The sequence below is a fragment of the Paraniabella hibiscisoli genome, assembly GCF_022512515.1.
GTDB classification, from domain to species: Bacteria; Bacteroidota; Bacteroidia; order Chitinophagales; family Chitinophagaceae; genus Niabella; species Niabella hibiscisoli.
Window position 1 is genome coordinate 3,353,750 of record NZ_JAKWBK010000001.1, and the last position, 15,833, is coordinate 3,369,582.

Here is a 15,833-nt window from a genome sequence, read left to right on the forward strand (position 1 = left end):
ATTATCTGTTTGAAAATGCTTGTTAGAATTATTGATATTTGCTACGCCATGTTTCCAGTTGCGTGTTAGCCCCGTTTATATTTTCTGCCGTTTCTATAATTAGTTGTCCTCCTTTCATGATGTCACTATGCAACAGGTAGTTTTTAGTGTATGGTTTACCATCGAGGTAAAGACTTTTAATGTATTTATGCCTGGGGTTATAGTTTTTTATGTGGATGCGAAAACGGCTATTGCCAGATATGGGTAAGTCGATACTTTGAAATTGCGGAACATGCAGGTAATATACCGGCTCGCCTACAACAGCCGGATAAAGCCCCATTGCTGCAAAAACATACCAGGCCGACATAGCGCCGCCATCATCATCCATGGTCCTTAACAAAGCCTTTGGCTGATTTTTATAAACAGGTCCAACAAAGGGATCAATGCCTTTGCTATTGTCGTTAAAATAGTATTGCACAATAGTATCTGCTGCTATGGTGTGCATCCAATATTGGGACAGGGGATAGGCGCTGGTAGGGTTAAACATCGCCGGTGCCGTATATCCGGTTCATTAGCGTGATTATAAAGATCTTTGCTGAAAAAGGTTTTTAGCTGATCAATGAAATTAGTTTCTCCGTCGGTTAGTTCGATCAATCCTGCAACATCAAAAGGAACAAACCAGCGATACTGCCAGATAGTTCCCTGGTACAAACCCCGGGCCTGCATCTGGTCTACGTCTCTTTTAGTAAGGTCTTTAAAGTCTTTGTTCCAATAATCTTTGTATGACAGGGCTTTTTGTTTGTAGGCATTGGCTTCTGCTGTTTTATTCAAAATGGAACATATCTCAGCAAATGCCCAGGTGTCGTAGCAGGATTCTAATGCTTTATCGGGCTTACTGAAATCTAATCCATCAATCTCTTTTTCAGTGGCTCATATATCTTATTGAAATCAATGGCTACGCCTTTCCTGTAGGCATCTAGTAATACAACTACAGCATGTTCGGTTCTCACTGTATTGGATGGCTCCGTCGCTGTGGCATAGTCTTTTTGCCGTATAAATATAATTGGGCTAATGAGTGGGCAATAGGTTTGAAGCGGTCTGGGTAAGCCAGAGAAATAAGAGGGAGTTGGGTTTTGTAGTTGTCCCATACAGACCAGCCATTGTAGTAAGGTTCTTTACTTTTCTGCAGGCTGCCATCGTTGGCCCGGTAAGTTCCGTCGGGCTCACTGGTATTATAGGGAGATTGAATGGCACGATATAATAAAGAGTAAAACAGTGATTTTTTAGGCTCATCAGCTCCCGATACACTGATTCGCTGCAATACCTCATTCCATGCTTTCTTCGTTTGTTGTTGCTGTTCTGTAAAACTGCCAGTAGATATCGCAGCTTTAGCATAAGATTCGCTTACCGATGAAAGCCCTATTTTGAGTATTATTTTTTCAGGCGCCTGGCTTTCCCATTCAGCAATGAGCTGGTTAGTTGCTTTTTGTTGCCAACTGACGGAAGGATTTGCCGAAAGATAAAAATATAGCTTATAAACGCGGCACCACAGGTTGTTCCTGCTTCAATCCATCCTTGTACCGTGCTACCTGATATGGTGTAAGAGGCATTTTTAAAACCGTTAGATAAGCTATAAGACAGATCGATCGACAGGCCCTGATGGCCTTTAGGGAAGCTGTAAATATGCTGGCCGTATTTTTCGCCCACTACAAAATCTGCAGCTATTTTGTTAGCGAATTGTACGGCATAGCTTCCAGGTGTTCCTGCCTGGCTGGTTTTCTCCAGTACATCATCGGCATTTTTTAAAAAAGGTTTTACCAGGATATTGCCTCCGCTGCCCCTGCAACCAACACCTTCAAAAACGGTGTGCGCGAAACCCTTAAACTCCTTTGCATAATATTCGTACCCGGTATGAGTTTTGGGATAGGTTTGCGGCACAATGTTCATATAACTAAAAGGGTAGCTTGCTGCCGGTGATAGCTGTCCGTGATCGCCCGAAGTGCCTAAAAAACATTAACGTATTCAGCAGCTGTGAATGTTGTTTTGTTTTGAGCTATCGACGCCATAGAGATCAACAATATCCCGATAGCAAGTACCCCTTGTCTCATGTTTAGATTGCCGGATTTTTTTATAAAGATCCCAAAGCTCATCAACCGTTTTACCGGTTTCTTTAGCCCAGAAATCTTGGGTATAAGTTTTAGTTCGCATAGCATGATCCAGTTTCTGCACCATCTTTTTATTATAGTTTTTTCAACCCATACAAAGAACCGTGCTGTTACACGATAGGCATCGGTATACTTATGTTTGTCGGTTAATGCCGGAAGGCTCCATTTGGAAGCTGCATTGTTTACACCCAGCTTATGACGAACATAATCAGCAATACCTTCTGTAATCCATCCCGGACCGGCCCATCCTGGGTAGCTTTGCACAATATGCATCGCTTCATGTGTTACCACATCCAGGTCTTCCGGGTTTTTGATCATCCATTCAGGATTTACCTTTATTACACCACCCGAAGCCGCTGCAACTGCCGTATATTCAGGGTCGATTACAAATGTAACTAACTTCCGGGTGTTCTTATTGTACAATTTTGCCTCCTGGGGATACACTTTGAAAAATGTTTCGATCATCCGGTCACCTGTCTTTGGACTGAATTTTTCCGACTTGTTGATAAATACTATTGTGAATTTTTTTCTTTTGATGGTGTCGTTGCTAATGGCTCCTGTAAGGTCAACATCTTCCCAGGCTCTTTTTGAGCCTGTACATTATTGTTAGTGGCTATAAGGGTTAGAAGTCCTATTCCTGCGATTATCTTCTTCATTTTTGTCAGAGTATTTTTATGGGTGATAAAAACAAACAGTCCTGATTGAACTGTTGTTTTTTTATTGCTTAGATGGAATTGTTATTTGGATTTCGGATCGGTTGAAAGTGAGTAGGGGAATTCCGCATCTTTAGTTCCCTTGGTTGTATTGGGTGCACTGCTCATCGTAAAATCAAGTTTAGCACCTTTCTGCAAATCAAAATGGCTAATCCAGTTTTTGGTATAATTCGCGCCATTAAATTTAAACGCATTTACATACCGGTTGTTCTTATTGTTATTGTTAGAGGTGATCACCACCTGTTTGCCGTTTTCAAGTGTAACGGTTATTTTATCGAAGAGGGGAGAGCCTAAAACATATTGATCGGTGGCCGGGCAAACAGGGTAGAAGCCCATTGCTGAAAATACATACCAGGCAGAAGTTTGCCCGTTGTCTTCATCACCGCAATAACCATCAGGCGTAGCGAAGTAAAGTTTGTCCATTACTTCCCTGCTCCAGTATTGGGTTTTCCAGGGTTCGCCGGCATAATTGTAAAGATAGATCATGTGTTGAATGGGCTGGTTGCCATGTGCATACTGACCCATATTCATAATCTGCATTTCCCTGATCTCGTGTATCACACCGCCGTAGTAAGAGTCGTCAAAAGTAGGAGGCATAATGAAAACCGAATCCAGCATGGTGATAAAGTCTTTCTTGCCGCCCATTAACTGAATTAAGCCGTTAATATCGTGGAATACACTCCAGGAGTAATGCCAGCTGTTCCCTTCTGTAAACGCATCACCCCATTTTTGCGGATTGAATGGTTTTTGAAACTGGCCGTCTTTATTCTTGCCCCGCATCAGTTTATGCTCTGCATCAAAAAGGTTTTTATAATTCAGGCTGCGCTTTTTGTACAGCTCTATTTCTTCTTTAGGTCGGTTGAGGGCCTTCGCCAATTGATAAATAGTAAAATCATCATAGGCGTACTCCAGTGTACGTGCGGCATTTTCGTTAATACCTACGTCATACGGTACATAACCCAATTCATTATAGTATTTAACACCTTTACGTCCTACAGCAGTCATCGGGCCTTCGTTGTTAGCGCCATGCTGCAAGGCTTTGTAAAGTGTTTGTATATCATAGCCGCGGCCACCTTTAATATAGGCGTCAGATACCACCGAGGCTGAGTTATTGCCGATCATAATATCTGCATATCCCGGGCTGCTCCACTCAGGAAGGAAGCCGCCTTCTTTATAATCGTTGATGAGTCCTTCCTGCATTTCTTTATTAATAGAAGGGAAGGCAAAGTTTAAGAAGGGGTAGAGTGCGCGGAAAGTGTCCCAAAATCCGGTACCGGCAAACATATAGCCAGGTAATACTTCGCCGGTATAAGGGCTGTAATGCATTACTTTTCCTTTTGCATCAATTTCATATAATTTATTGGGGAAGAACACCATCCGGTATAAGCAGGAGTAAAAAGTGCGTAGTTGATCTGTATTCTTGCTTTCTGCTTTAATAGTACCAAGGGTTTTGTTCCAGGTACTGCGACCCGCTGCTGCAACCTGGTCGAAATTACGGTTGCCAATTTCTTTCAGGTTAATTTCGGCCTGCTCCTGGCTGATAAAGGATGATGCTACTTTAGCTTGTACTTTTTCGCCTCGTTTTGATATAGCAAAGCCTACAATAGCTCCGCTGTTTTTTTGCTCCAGCAGTTTTAAAGAACCCCTGGTAATGTCTTTGTCTACCCACGTACCTGTGCTGGTAAAAGGACGATCGAACTGGATAACAAAATAGTTTTTAAAATTCTTCAACCGGCCACGTGCATATTTGGTTGTATAACCGATGATCTTATTTTGCGAAGGGATGATCTCTACATAAGATTCTTTATCAAATGCATCGATTACCACAAATGCACTGTCCGTTTTGGGAAAGGTAAACCTGAAATAAGCAGCCCTTTCTGTTGGCGTAATTTCAGTAGTTACATCATGGTCTGCCAGGTAAACGCTATAATAGTACGGCTTGGCCACTTCAGCCTTATGCGAGAACCAACTGGCTCTGCCATCCTGGTCGGCTACTGCCTTTCCGGTAACAGGCATGAGCGAGAACATACCGTAGTCATTCATCCAGGGAGAGGGCTGGTGGGTTTGTTTAAAGCCTCTTATTTTGTCTGAAGCATAAGTGTATTGCCACCCGTTGCCATTATTGCCGGTTTGAGGGGTCCATAAATTCATACCCCAGGGTAAGCCAATGGCCGGGTAGGTATTACCGTTGGAAAGGCTTCCTTTGGAGTCGGTACCCATCAGCGGGTTAACGTAATCAACAAGCTCTGTTGGGTTACTATTGCTTTGTGCTAATGCGTATAATGACAATACACAGGAGACAAGAGGCAGCAGGATTTTTTCATTTTATTTATTGATTTCTTGGGAACTAATTTTTCTCTTTATAAACACCTAATTCAGCGATAGACACTTGTTGTCGGGCTTCCAGTATGTGTATCCTGATCTTTGATCCGGTTACCAGGGGGAAACGATGAACTTTTACATTTTTTTAATATCACCATTTACTATCGTCTTCCAGCTGCCGTTTAAAAAATATTCGATGCGGTATTGGTTGATATTGGGGTGTGATTCTGTTATCGATATGGCATTGAATGGTGTAGCATTTTTCAGATCGATTTCGTACCAGGGATTTTTTACCGTTGCATTGGATACCCATGATGTTGTGTATCGGTCATCATTGGCAAAATCCATGATGTTCATATCATCGCTCCAGCTTGAATTGGATGGTTTTCCTGTAGCCAGGTTATGTGAAATGATGGGAGCGTCTAATGTTGGCAAAGTTGCAGCAGGCCCTTTATTATTCCACAATTTCCCCACCTCTGTTAAAGAAGCTAAAGCATTGTCATCGATTAGGCCATCTTTATTGGGCGCTACATTCAGGATGAAATTACAATTGGCATTGTTAAGCGGGATGATCAGGTCATTCACCAGTTTTGCAGGTTCTTTTACCGGGGTGGTTGGGAAGTTGTCTTTCCAGAACCAGGATGAATTAATGGGCAGGCAAGCCAGTGCAGGCATACGGTTTTTGTCCTCCTGTACTTTTTGTCCCGCGCCCATTTCGTAGGTTTTAATGTCGGTGTAGAACATTCCTTCGGCAGGATATTTAGCACCGTTGAGATCCATTACCAGGCAATCGGGTTGCAGCTTTTTTATGAGCAGGTATACCTCTTCGAAAGGAATATCGTCGTAGCTGATCCTCGACCAGGGTGCGTCCCATCCATCAATAATTAACGCCTCTATTTTGCCATATTTTGTTAGCAGCTCAGTTACCTGGTCTTTAACCATTTTTATATGAGCGGGCGTAATGCTATTAGGTCTTAATTTATGATGCGTATCTAATATAGAGTAATAGAGCATCACTTTTAGCCCCGCCTTTCTGAAAGCATTGGTAAACTCCTTTACTACATCACGCTTTAGCGGGCTGTTCATTACGTTGTACGGAGTAGTCTTTGTATCCCAGATGCTAAAGCCGCTATGATGTTTGGTAGTGAGGCAACCATAGCTCATATTGGCGCTTTTTGCCGCCTGTGCCCATTGGTTACAATCCAACCGGGTGGGATTGAACAGGGAAGGGGATGCCTCGGGGTCTGCCCAATCCTGGTTCATATAAGTAGGTATATTGAAATGTATAAACATACCAAACCTAAGGTCAACAAATGCCTGTTGTAAAGCTGGTAATTTGTCATTGACGACTTTTAGCTGAGCGGAGGCAGTCTGTACCGTTTGCAAAAGAATGCAGGCGATTGCGAGTAAGGAATTTATCGTTTTTTTACAGTTTGTCATTGCTATTTATGTTAAACATATATTGCCTGGTTGCAGCATTGTTTATGATAGCTAAAAATAAACATAGTTTTTAATAATATTAGCTAACAGATTTTGAAGCGATTGTTAACGGATCTTTAAGCTACCTACGTTATTTTTTTAGCAATAGCCATTCACTTAACTGAATGTCAGCGCTACCCGCAGTTTGGGTGATGCGCAGGCGGTAATGTTTATATGCTGCGGTATTAGTAAAATCAAAGACCCTTGTTTCGTTGCGGTATAAGAAGATCTGGTTGTTTTTGGTATCCAGCGTTATCCAGTTTGTTTTATCCTGCGAGCCTTCCAGCACCCATGTTTTCGGATCACGGGAAGGGGTGTCGTTACCAGATGTGAGCAGGTAGGCATTGGCTGTTGCCGGAGCACCCAATGTTTGCAACGTTAAACCCTGTAGTAAAACCTTTCACCAAAAATTTGCTGTTATTATCCAGGTCAATCAGCTTCACGGAGCCTTCTGCACTGTTAGCCCCACCCTCGTTGTCTTTACTTACTTCCAGCTGTGCCGTTTTTGAGAGGTTGACGCCATATGTCGGATCCAAAGTATAAGTAACACCGGGGAAGTCTGTTTTTGCTTTTTCGAACTGTGGTTGCCAATCTGATCCGGCCCTGTCTTTTGCACCAAAAGTCATTTGAGCTCTGAAAGAAAGGTCCACACCAGCTGCGCCGCTCCAGAAATGGATGAACTCACCCATATTCATTCGTCGGGTGTAGGTGGATATTCCGTCGCTTCCCAGCCTTTTAGGGAAATGGTTAGCGAGCAATTCAAAAAATCTGTTGAGCACTTTTACTTTTCCGTGTTGATTGTAAATAGGGAAAAACCAGTTCCTGAACCAGGCCGTATTAGCCCTGGGATAACTATCCGTTTTTGCCATGCATTCATCAAACACCCTTTTTGAATGTCAGTCCTGCCCAGGTAGCTGTAAATATCATATACATAAATTTCAGCCCATTTACTGTCTCCCCAAATATCAAAGGCAGGAGATTCTCTAACTCCTTTTGAGGCACCTTCTACTATATGCGATATTTCATGAATGGTGGCACTAAGCTCCCAGTCGGTCTGGTGAATCCAGGCGTTAGCGCCTGCGCCCAGATCTATCACATTACGAAAGTCGTGACGTTGGCCCAGGTAGGTGCCGGGATGACCGCCCCCATATTTATTGGTATGAAAAATGGCAAATAAGCGGTTGCTAGTATCTGTTTTACCAAAGCTTCCATATTCTTTTTTAGTGTAGGCCCACGCGCTATCTACCATGCCAAATAACCAGCTTGTTTTTTCCCGGCTTACATCATCGTCAAAATATATGGCTACATTTTCATTAAAATGAACACGCTTTATTAGTTGTCTGTGATCAAACCAATGCTCCTGCCATGTGTAGGGAGGATAGGTTGACGTGTCGATAGCCGCAGTTGTGGATGCGGGAGGAGCTGATGTGTTAGGCAGGGTCTTCTTACCGCAGCCTGCTGCAGCGAGGAGGATAACCGCCAATTTTGTAAAAAGAAATAATCTCATATTTTTTCGATTCATACAAATGGCCGGTGTGAACGTTGCTAACCAACTACACCGGCCATTGTTAAGTAAAATAAAGTATTTACGAGGCTACTTAAATGTGATTAACCTCCATTCTGCCAATTGGAATAGTCCGCCTATTGCATTCGTTCTAAGTGCCGAAATAGAAAGCCTGTAAAACCTGTAAGGCGTTTCATTTTCAAACTCGAAAAACTGGGTCTGACCTCTGGCTGCGAACATAAAGCCAACTCTGGTGTCTAATGTAGTCCAGTTCGTTCCGTCATTTGATCCGAGAATCTGCCAGTCCTTAGGGTCTCTTTCGGGGCATCTCCGCCCGAAATTAACCTGTAGCCACCAATTACTTTTGCATCTACAAAAGTGAGCTGTGCCCAGAATCCGGCTGGGAATGTATGAAGTAAAAACTTGCTCGCAGCATTGTTATCCACTAATTTAGGCGAAGCTTCATTAGCACCTGATCCATCCCTGTGCTCTTGTGATACTGTTAGTTTCGATAAGTCGGTAATGTCCGTTTCTTTACGAACTATACTTTCCAGTCTGAAGTAAGTGGTTTGCAGATTAGAAGATACTTTTGTGCCTGCGGGAGTCTCCAACCTAATGGGGAGTATATACTTCTCATCCCTGTCCAGTTTATTTGAAAGAATAGAAATGCTTAAAGGAACAGAGGTGGTTTTGCCTGCTTTGATAACGGTAGTAAGACCTGATACAGAATACGCATTTTCCGGAAATGACATATAGTTAGTGCCATTGGCCTGATTAAAAGCTGCAATAAGATCATTCTGTACTGTAAAAGAAACCGGGATGTCGCTGTCGGGAAACCCAAGCCCGCTGTAGGCCGCGCCAAAAGCAATAGTTTGCGCCGTGTCTGCCAGGAAAAGATTGAACTTGGCTTTTTCATCTATGGCGGTTGCCATATATAAAGTGCCTTCTGTATCTAAGGTTATCTCGTTGGGCTTGTTGCAGGAGAAAAGGAAGGTTCCCGCTACTACTGCACCAATGCCTAAGTTTTTTATATTAAATTTCATTTGTTGTGGTTTTAATGTTGAATTACCAGCCTGTGTTCTGCACTAACAATTCATTTTTCAGTACTTCATTATTAGGAATAGCCCATAGATAATCGCGGGGTAAAAACTTCCTCGTTTCCAGTAATGTTTTAGTATAGAATGCATCACCACTGGCTTGCAGGTTCATCCCGTAAAAATCACCCGAATTAGTTTGCTCTGCAATTTTCCAACGGCGGGTATCAAAGTATCTAACGCTTTCAAAAGCCAGTTCAACTCTTCTTTCTCTGCGTATGGCCTCTCTAACCGCTGCTTGTCCTGAAGGTGCTTCCAATTCCGTACTTCCATACTCAGGTATGCCTGCCCTTTTCCTGATTAGGTTTACATATCGCAGAATATCTGCGTTGCCGGGTTCAGCCTCATTTAATGCTTCAGCATAATTAAGGTAAATATTGGCCAGACGAAGCAACAAAGCGCCACGGTTATTGCCGTTGCCTGCTGTGTTTTTGCGAACAATATAACCGGTTGGTGTTACATCTGATAAACTTTGCACCCGTCCGGAATTACCGTTATACTCCATTATAGTGATTACCTGGGTACTGCTACCTTGTTGAAATAACCAATAGCTTCTGTTATAAGTTACACCTACATAAAACCTGGCTTCGCGGCCTGTCCATTGATTGAACGTGCTTCTGGCCTGTACATCAAAAGGGGCCTGAAAGTTAGAGAACCCGGTAGAAAGATAGCCAGAGTTGGGGTCCGTAATAGGTCTTCCATTTGCGGTAAAGTAAGCATCCACCATCGTTTGCGTTACACCATTGGCACCACCACCTTGAGTTGCAGCAATGAAACCTACATGCTTGGGAGTACGGTCATATTCCATATTGTTGGGAGACATGCTGCGGGCAAATATCCATTCCGGATTCCAGTCCTGTGTCATTACATTTCGTGTAGAAAGATAAGCCTGCATAAAAGGATTGGCATTGGCCTGAACAAACAGGTCATATACTGTTGGCACAAATTCATCAATAAATGCTTTGTGCGCGTCCGATGCAATTTTCCATTTGTTGGCATCGTAGCTCTGGCTAATCAATTGCTTGCCATCAGCATTTTTTAAAGAAGCATACTGGGTATTGCCATTAAATAAAGGACTTGCAGCTAATAGCAGGGTTTCTGCTTTGTAAGCTTTTACGATCCCTTTGGTCATTCTTCCGGATTCTCTTACGTCAACTGGTCTTACCGGTAGATCAGCATAAGCTTTGTCTAATTCCGAAACGATGAAGTCAACGCATTCATCGAAGCTGTTTCGCGGAAGTTTTAATGTGCTGAGGTCTGCTTCAAAGTCCAGTAACTCATCGCCTAAAATAATTACAGGCCCATATATCCTGATCAATTGAAAGTAATAGTAAGCCCTTAATGCCCTGGCTTCTGCGATGTACCTGGTGATCATCGTCGCGTCTATTTCTGCCGGATCGGTTTTTTGTGCATTTTGCATAAAGTAAGTGGCATTTCTTATGGCACGATAATACTCTCTCCAATAATGCGCCACCTGACCGTTGTTGTTGGCCCAAACGCTCGAATTCATATTATTCGCATAGTTGAAATCCCATGTGTACTTACTCTCATCGGACGCAGCGATCCAGGGACCTGAGTTAGTCGTATTAACGAACCTTTGCTGATGTTCATTCGGGAGCGCAGCGTAGATATTGGCCAGGAAGTTTTCTGTTCTGCTCTTCGATTTCCATATTTCCTCTGCTGTCAGAATATTGTCCGGTATCTGGTCCAGGTATTTACTACATGAAGTTGTAGCAAGCAACACAGATACCACCATTGTGTATATAAGTGACTTTTTCATTATTATTATTTTAAATCATTTGATGGCCATGAAATTTGATTAAAAGTTGGCTTGAATACCAAACGATATAGTTCTGATATTTGGATAAGATGAACCGTTGTTTGAGTTGATTTCCGGATCCCATAATTTGAACTTACTCCAGTAAAAGAGGTTCACACCCTGCGCATATATTCTGGCATTTTTCAATCCAAGACTGCTAAAGGTTCCCTTAGGCACATTATACCCTAGATCAAATGTTTTTAAGCGAATAAAATCCATATCCTTTACCCACCAGCTGCTTCCAACCGCATTGTTCTGGTTCACTACAGAACCCCAGCCTAATCTGGGATATAATGCGTTTTGATTTGGATTTTCAGGAGTCCAGCGATCTGTTGCTGCCATGAATAAATTGCTTCTTTCAGCACCAGTGCTATTATTAAACGGAATCATACCATCTCCGCCTAACATCCTGTCTGCACCTGAAGTTCCCTGGAAAAATGCTCCGATATAGAACTGTTTCCAGGTTACATTAAAGCTACCGCCCCAAATGATGTTGGGTACATCGCCGTTTCCAATTCGTGTAATGTCATTGGCATCAATCAATCCATCTCCATTTAAATCTTTGTATTTGATATCACCAGGGCGAACAGCACCTGTTCTTTGCAGCGGGCTGTTTTGAATATCCGCCTCGTCTTCAAACAGTCCAATGGCAACATATCCATATCTGGCCAAAGCATTTTGCCCTCTTCTTTCCATGTACGGGAAAGGTTGTACCGGCTGATCGTTTTCGATGATCAGGTCGCGATTATAGGTTAAATTAGCTCTGAAGTCCCAATAAGTTTTGCCGATAGCAATAGGGGTGGTTTCGACTGTGAAATCTAAACCTTTATTGGTCATTCTGCCCAGGTTGCCGTAAGGCACACTGATCAAACCTACATAATCCATCAGTACACCACGTTGTAGAAATATGCCTGTGCGATTGTCACTGAATAAATCAACTGTTGCAGAAATTTTATTGTTCAGGGTTTTAAATTCTATACCCAGGTTCTGCTTGTTCATTTCAGACCATCTTACCATACTTCCATATTCGGAAATAGCAGTACCACCAAAGCCTGATGTGGTAGAGCCTAAACCGAAAGTATAGCCTGCGGCACTGCCGTTAACGATGTCTAAGAACCCAAATCTACGTCCGCCTGATCCGGAGCCAACTATACCATTTGAATAACGGATTTTAAAAAATTGGATGGCCTCAGTTAATGACTCAAAGAATTTTTCGTTAGATATTACCCAACCCACACCTATGGATGGGAAGAAACCATAGCGATTTTCAGGGGCAAAGTTTTCAGATCCGTTGTATCCGAAGTTGAACTCTCCAAAGTATTTATTGTCGTACGCATAAGTAGCACGGCCAACGATACCTTGTAATCTGAAAGGTATCGATTCAATCAGGGTTCCTGCATTGGAGCTGATGTCCTCTCTTTGGTTGAACAAGAACATACCTGTTACAGCATGCTTACCAAACTGATTATTGTAGTTAATAGCGCCTTCGAGGTAATTTCTCCTGTTAGCGCCGCTACCAGTACCATAACCCAAATCATCAGAACCATTTTGTACGATCGTTAAATTAAGTGAACCATCTGCATTGTAAGGGTTTCCACGGTCGATTTGGTAGGCACTCCTGTTACGGGTACGTGATATAGAATGAGAGTTCCAAACATCAAATGAATACAGAACAGTAGCCGATAAACCCTTCAGCAGGCCGGCCAGATCTTGTGTCAATCTAGCATTCGAATACAATTGGTTGCTCGCCGTATTAACATAACCTCTCTGAGTAATAAGTCCGTAAGGGTTAGGTTGTGCATCTGTAGACTGATTCACTGCAGGTAGCAAATTGCCGGGGTACATAACAGGGTATAGTACCGGGTTGGTTTGCATTACCCTGGAAAATGCCTCCTGTGGACTCGTACCTGGCATATTGGTATTGGTAACATAACCTTGTACACCTAATTCAAACTTGGTCGTTTTCGTCCAGTTCATATTTACATTAGATGTAAAGTTGATCCTGCGAAACTTAGCATCCGCATTGTAATCGGCAAGGTCGTCTAACTTCAGCAAGCTGTTTTCTTCATAATACGAAAGACCAACATAGTAGTTGGCTACATCTGATCCACCACGGGCATTAAAGTTGGCTCTCCTGTTATAAGAAGATTTCTGGAAGATTGTTTTCATCCAGTCTACGTTAGGATATAAATAAGGCTGATTGCCAGCTACGGTGCTGTCAATATAAGCCTGCGAGTACTCAGGGTGCGCCCGCTTGCAACCAACGCTTCATTACGCAATTGCATATAGGTGATTCCATCCGTTAATTCAGGTAGCTTGGTGAAGGTATTAAAGCCCTGGTTGTAGTTAAAGCTTAACGAAGGCTTTGCTGATCTACCTTTTTGGTAGTGATAAGGATAACGCCATTCGCACCGGCCACGCCATAAACAGCAGTAGCTGATGCGTCTTTCAGGATAGAAAACGAAGAGATATCTTCCGGGTCAAATGCATTGATGTCGCGACCAATTACCCCATCTACTACCACCAGCGGTGAAGTAGAGTTGCCGCCACCAAAGTTGGAGATCCCCCTGATCCAGAGATCTGCCCCGTTTGATCCGGGTAATCCTGAACGCTGTACACCAATTAAACCGGCTATACGGCCGGCTAAAGCTGCACTCAGATTGGCTACTGGTTGTTTGAGGTCTTCTACATTTACGGTTGACTGGGCACCAACAGTACTGATCTTACGCTGCTGTCCGAATCCAACCACTACCACATCTTCCATGCTGCCGGAGGTGGCTTCCATTACAATCTGGATGTCTATCCTGTCAGTAAATTTCCATCGATAATCTTTATAGCCAACAAAGGTTGCAATAATACTGTCTCCTTTAATAGCCTGGATAGAGAACGCTCCGTTTTCATTAGAAGTAACGGCCTGGTTGGATCTTACATTTTCAATAGATACGCCAACCATGGGGGCATTGAGTGGGTCTTTAACTGTTCCGGTAATTGTAATCTCCTGTTGTGCCTTCAGTTCCGGCAATACCAAAAGATTGAACAAAAACAGGAAAGCACACACTTTCAGCAGTGTTTGTTTTGTCATCGTTTTTACTTGTTTAATCGTATGTTAGAAAATAGTTTACGTATCGTATGGAGCAATCGCGTCAATTTTAAACTCTAAGCCTTATTCTCATTTTGACCGGTTGAAAGTATTTAAGGTTTCTATAACATCTTAATAACAAAAACCCAACAGATTGTTAACAGATTTTTAATATTGCAATAAAATTGTTTTCAATCGGTAGTTTTATCTCTATTTAATCATAATGTCATCTTCTATATTCAATGTCAGGTTTATTGCGATCGCGAGTTTTGTGATACTGGCGGGTGTACAATACTTTTTAGTGTACAATACTTTTGAGCTTAAAAATGATCAGTTTTTTCTGGCTGAGTCTAAACTGATCAAGGAAGATTATAGTAATGCCATCCGTAATGATAAATTATTCCCTGGTGGACAGGCTATCATTGATAGTTTTTTAAACAGGAACATGTATGAACTGGAGCGGTTGTATAAATCAGATTCAGTGCATTTCGAGGGCTATAGCCAGCTGGTGATCGATAGTATTGCGGTAAGTTTGAGAGCAGCAAGTAATGTGGATAGCCTGATGACGGCTATTATAAGAGATAATAAGCTGGAGGATGACCTTATCTGGCTTTCAACAATCGACCATATCAGTGTGACTTTTAATGGTCAGCAATATGTAACGCTTTATGATAAGTTTAAGCAATATGAGGGTTTGGATAATGCATTTCAGAACAAAGGCATAGTTGTCAGCGGTTCTCTACAAAATGCAGGCCCTTCCAATCTTGTTTCCAATATTACGATTAGTACGCCCACCGCTTACTCTAACAGGATCGGCTTCTCACTGTATACAGATACACCGCATCGCATGCGGGCCATCATTGCGCGTATGCTGCCTACTTTTCTGTTATCGTTGTTTTCTATTCTTTCACTGGCTACCATATTTTATATTACGTTCAGGAACTGGTCAAAACAAAAAAGCTGGCAGAAATGAAATCGGATTTTGTGAATAGCATTAATCATGAATTTCAAACGCCTTTATCTGCAATTATCGTTGCGAATAAAACGCTGGGCAAAGACCAGGTGAAAGACAATAAAGAAATGGTAGCTTCTCTTACCGGCGTCATCAGCCGGCAGGCGGAAAGGTTGAATAGCCTGTTCAAGCAAGTAATCGATATCACGATGATGAATGAATCTACTTTGCAGAAAGAGTCGGTTATGGTAGAGGGTTTATTGAAAGATGTGGTAGATGATTATATGATACAGGCTGACAACCGGCAGATAGAGATCAGCTTTAAAGAAACAGGAGCGCAACATACTGTTTTGCTGGACAGGTTCTGGGTGACCACCATGATTGTGAATATTATAGAAAACGGCATTAAATACAATACCAGCGCTATTAAACGCATCAGTATCTTTACAACCGAAACTGATAAAAAGCTCACGGTGCATATCGTAGACAACGGAGTGGGGATATCTGCCGGTGACTTCAAGAATATTTTTGATAAATTCTATCGCAGCACAAAGTCTATAGATAATAAGGCTGTAAAAGGCCTGGGGCTAGGACTTTATTATACCAAACAATGTATAGAAGCGCATCGCTGGCAGCTGCAGGTGGATACGGTTGAAAAATCAGGAACAGATTTTAGTATTATTATTCCCCTTTAAAATAATGGGGTTATTGTTGGAGACAAATTATT

16 protein-coding genes and 1 pseudogene are annotated in these 15,833 nt (G+C 42.4%); 2 read left to right on the forward strand and 15 right to left on the reverse strand.

Going from position 1 to position 15,833, the window contains the following annotated elements; translation table 11 throughout:
* Window positions 1-28: 28 nt before the first annotated feature.
* The 15 genes and pseudogenes from MKP07_RS39165 to MKP07_RS20970 form a co-directional block, all read right to left on the reverse strand.
* Window positions 29-526, reverse strand: coding sequence for a glycoside hydrolase family 92 protein (locus MKP07_RS39165; protein ID WP_262919399.1), 498 nt, complete (start codon window positions 524-526; stop codon window positions 29-31).
* Window positions 472-894 (reverse strand): glycoside hydrolase domain-containing protein, encoded by a 423-nt coding sequence (locus MKP07_RS39170; protein WP_394803683.1) that lies wholly within the window; start codon window positions 892-894, stop codon window positions 472-474. The genes MKP07_RS39165 and MKP07_RS39170 overlap by 55 nt, the downstream gene beginning before the upstream one ends.
* A gap of 91 nt (window positions 895-985) precedes the next feature.
* On the reverse strand, window positions 986-1,447 hold the full coding sequence (locus MKP07_RS20910; protein WP_317236064.1) for a glycoside hydrolase domain-containing protein: 462 nt from the start codon (window positions 1,445-1,447) through the stop codon (window positions 986-988).
* A pseudogene (locus tag MKP07_RS20915) lies at window positions 1,411-1,929 on the reverse strand (hypothetical protein); the annotation flags it as partial. The pseudogene MKP07_RS20915 and the gene MKP07_RS20910, both read right to left, overlap by 37 nt.
* A gap of 53 nt (window positions 1,930-1,982) precedes the next feature.
* The gene (locus MKP07_RS20920) at window positions 1,983-2,696 is read right to left on the reverse strand and encodes a basic secretory protein-like protein (protein ID WP_317236065.1); all 714 of its coding nucleotides are present in this window, start codon (window positions 2,694-2,696) and stop codon (window positions 1,983-1,985) included.
* Window positions 2,657-2,800 carry a hypothetical protein gene (locus tag MKP07_RS20925; protein WP_240848911.1) on the reverse strand — a complete coding sequence of 48 codons (144 nt, stop codon included), beginning with the start codon at window positions 2,798-2,800 and terminating at the stop codon, window positions 2,657-2,659. The genes MKP07_RS20920 and MKP07_RS20925 overlap by 40 nt, the downstream gene beginning before the upstream one ends.
* A gap of 81 nt (window positions 2,801-2,881) precedes the next feature.
* Window positions 2,882-5,146 (reverse strand): GH92 family glycosyl hydrolase, encoded by a 2,265-nt coding sequence (locus MKP07_RS20930; RefSeq protein WP_240848912.1) that lies wholly within the window; start codon window positions 5,144-5,146, stop codon window positions 2,882-2,884.
* Between the two features lie 168 nt (window positions 5,147-5,314).
* A complete protein-coding gene (locus MKP07_RS20935; protein ID WP_240848913.1) occupies window positions 5,315-6,619 on the reverse strand; it encodes an alpha-L-fucosidase in 1,305 nt (434 codons plus the stop codon).
* Window positions 6,620-6,749: 130 nt separating this feature from the next.
* Entirely contained in the window at window positions 6,750-7,025 is a 276-nt protein-coding gene (locus MKP07_RS20940) for a hypothetical protein (RefSeq protein WP_240848914.1), read from the reverse strand.
* Entirely contained in the window at window positions 6,979-7,527 is a 549-nt protein-coding gene (locus MKP07_RS20945; protein ID WP_240848915.1) for a hypothetical protein, read from the reverse strand. The genes MKP07_RS20940 and MKP07_RS20945 overlap by 47 nt, the downstream gene beginning before the upstream one ends.
* A complete protein-coding gene (locus MKP07_RS20950) occupies window positions 7,440-8,165 on the reverse strand; it encodes a hypothetical protein (protein ID WP_240848916.1) in 726 nt (241 codons plus the stop codon). Before MKP07_RS20950 ends, MKP07_RS20945 begins: the two co-directional genes overlap by 88 nt.
* A gap of 254 nt (window positions 8,166-8,419) precedes the next feature.
* Window positions 8,420-9,205, reverse strand: a complete 786-nt coding sequence (locus tag MKP07_RS20955) for a DUF1735 domain-containing protein (RefSeq protein WP_240848917.1) — start codon at window positions 9,203-9,205, stop codon at window positions 8,420-8,422.
* A 22-nt stretch (window positions 9,206-9,227) separates the two neighbouring features.
* Complete coding sequence (locus tag MKP07_RS20960) at window positions 9,228-11,036, reverse strand: RagB/SusD family nutrient uptake outer membrane protein (protein ID WP_240848918.1); 1,809 nt, start codon at window positions 11,034-11,036, stop codon at window positions 9,228-9,230.
* A gap of 39 nt (window positions 11,037-11,075) precedes the next feature.
* Window positions 11,076-13,298 carry a SusC/RagA family TonB-linked outer membrane protein gene (locus MKP07_RS20965; protein WP_240850977.1) on the reverse strand — a complete coding sequence of 741 codons (2,223 nt, stop codon included), beginning with the start codon at window positions 13,296-13,298 and terminating at the stop codon, window positions 11,076-11,078.
* 130 nt (window positions 13,299-13,428) lie between these two features.
* The gene (locus tag MKP07_RS20970; protein WP_240848919.1) at window positions 13,429-14,157 is read right to left on the reverse strand and encodes a TonB-dependent receptor plug domain-containing protein; all 729 of its coding nucleotides are present in this window, start codon (window positions 14,155-14,157) and stop codon (window positions 13,429-13,431) included.
* Between the two features lie 220 nt (window positions 14,158-14,377).
* Between MKP07_RS20970 and MKP07_RS20975 the strand changes: the two genes are divergently transcribed.
* Both MKP07_RS20975 and MKP07_RS20980 read left to right on the forward strand, forming a co-directional pair.
* Window positions 14,378-15,127 (forward strand): hypothetical protein, encoded by a 750-nt coding sequence (locus tag MKP07_RS20975; RefSeq protein WP_240848920.1) that lies wholly within the window; start codon window positions 14,378-14,380, stop codon window positions 15,125-15,127.
* Window positions 15,124-15,801 (forward strand): sensor histidine kinase, encoded by a 678-nt coding sequence (locus tag MKP07_RS20980; RefSeq protein WP_240848921.1) that lies wholly within the window; start codon window positions 15,124-15,126, stop codon window positions 15,799-15,801. The genes MKP07_RS20975 and MKP07_RS20980 overlap by 4 nt, the downstream gene beginning before the upstream one ends.
* The last annotated feature ends 32 nt before the right edge of the window (window positions 15,802-15,833 follow it).

What these genes read in the sequence shown, in the direction of transcription:
- MKP07_RS20925 (WP_240848911.1), bottom strand. Translation starts at nt 2,800, where the DNA reads ATGAAGAAGATAATCGCAGGAATAGGACTTCTAACCCTTATAGCCACT.
- MKP07_RS20980 (WP_240848921.1), top strand. Translation starts at nt 15,124, where the DNA reads ATGAAATCGGATTTTGTGAATAGCATTAATCATGAATTTCAAACGCCT.
- MKP07_RS39165 (WP_262919399.1), bottom strand. Translation starts at nt 526, where the DNA reads ATGTTTAACCCTACCAGCGCCTATCCCCTGTCCCAATATTGGATGCAC.
- MKP07_RS20935 (WP_240848913.1), bottom strand. Translation starts at nt 6,619, where the DNA reads ATGACAAACTGTAAAAAAACGATAAATTCCTTACTCGCAATCGCCTGC.
- MKP07_RS20950 (WP_240848916.1), bottom strand. Translation starts at nt 8,165, where the DNA reads ATGAGATTATTTCTTTTTACAAAATTGGCGGTTATCCTCCTCGCTGCA.
- MKP07_RS20945 (WP_240848915.1), bottom strand. Translation starts at nt 7,527, where the DNA reads ATGGCAAAAACGGATAGTTATCCCAGGGCTAATACGGCCTGGTTCAGG.
- MKP07_RS20960 (WP_240848918.1), bottom strand. Translation starts at nt 11,036, where the DNA reads ATGAAAAAGTCACTTATATACACAATGGTGGTATCTGTGTTGCTTGCT.
- MKP07_RS20955 (WP_240848917.1), bottom strand. Translation starts at nt 9,205, where the DNA reads ATGAAATTTAATATAAAAAACTTAGGCATTGGTGCAGTAGTAGCGGGA.
- MKP07_RS20975 (WP_240848920.1), top strand. Translation starts at nt 14,378, where the DNA reads ATGTCATCTTCTATATTCAATGTCAGGTTTATTGCGATCGCGAGTTTT.
- MKP07_RS20970 (WP_240848919.1), bottom strand. Translation starts at nt 14,157, where the DNA reads ATGACAAAACAAACACTGCTGAAAGTGTGTGCTTTCCTGTTTTTGTTC.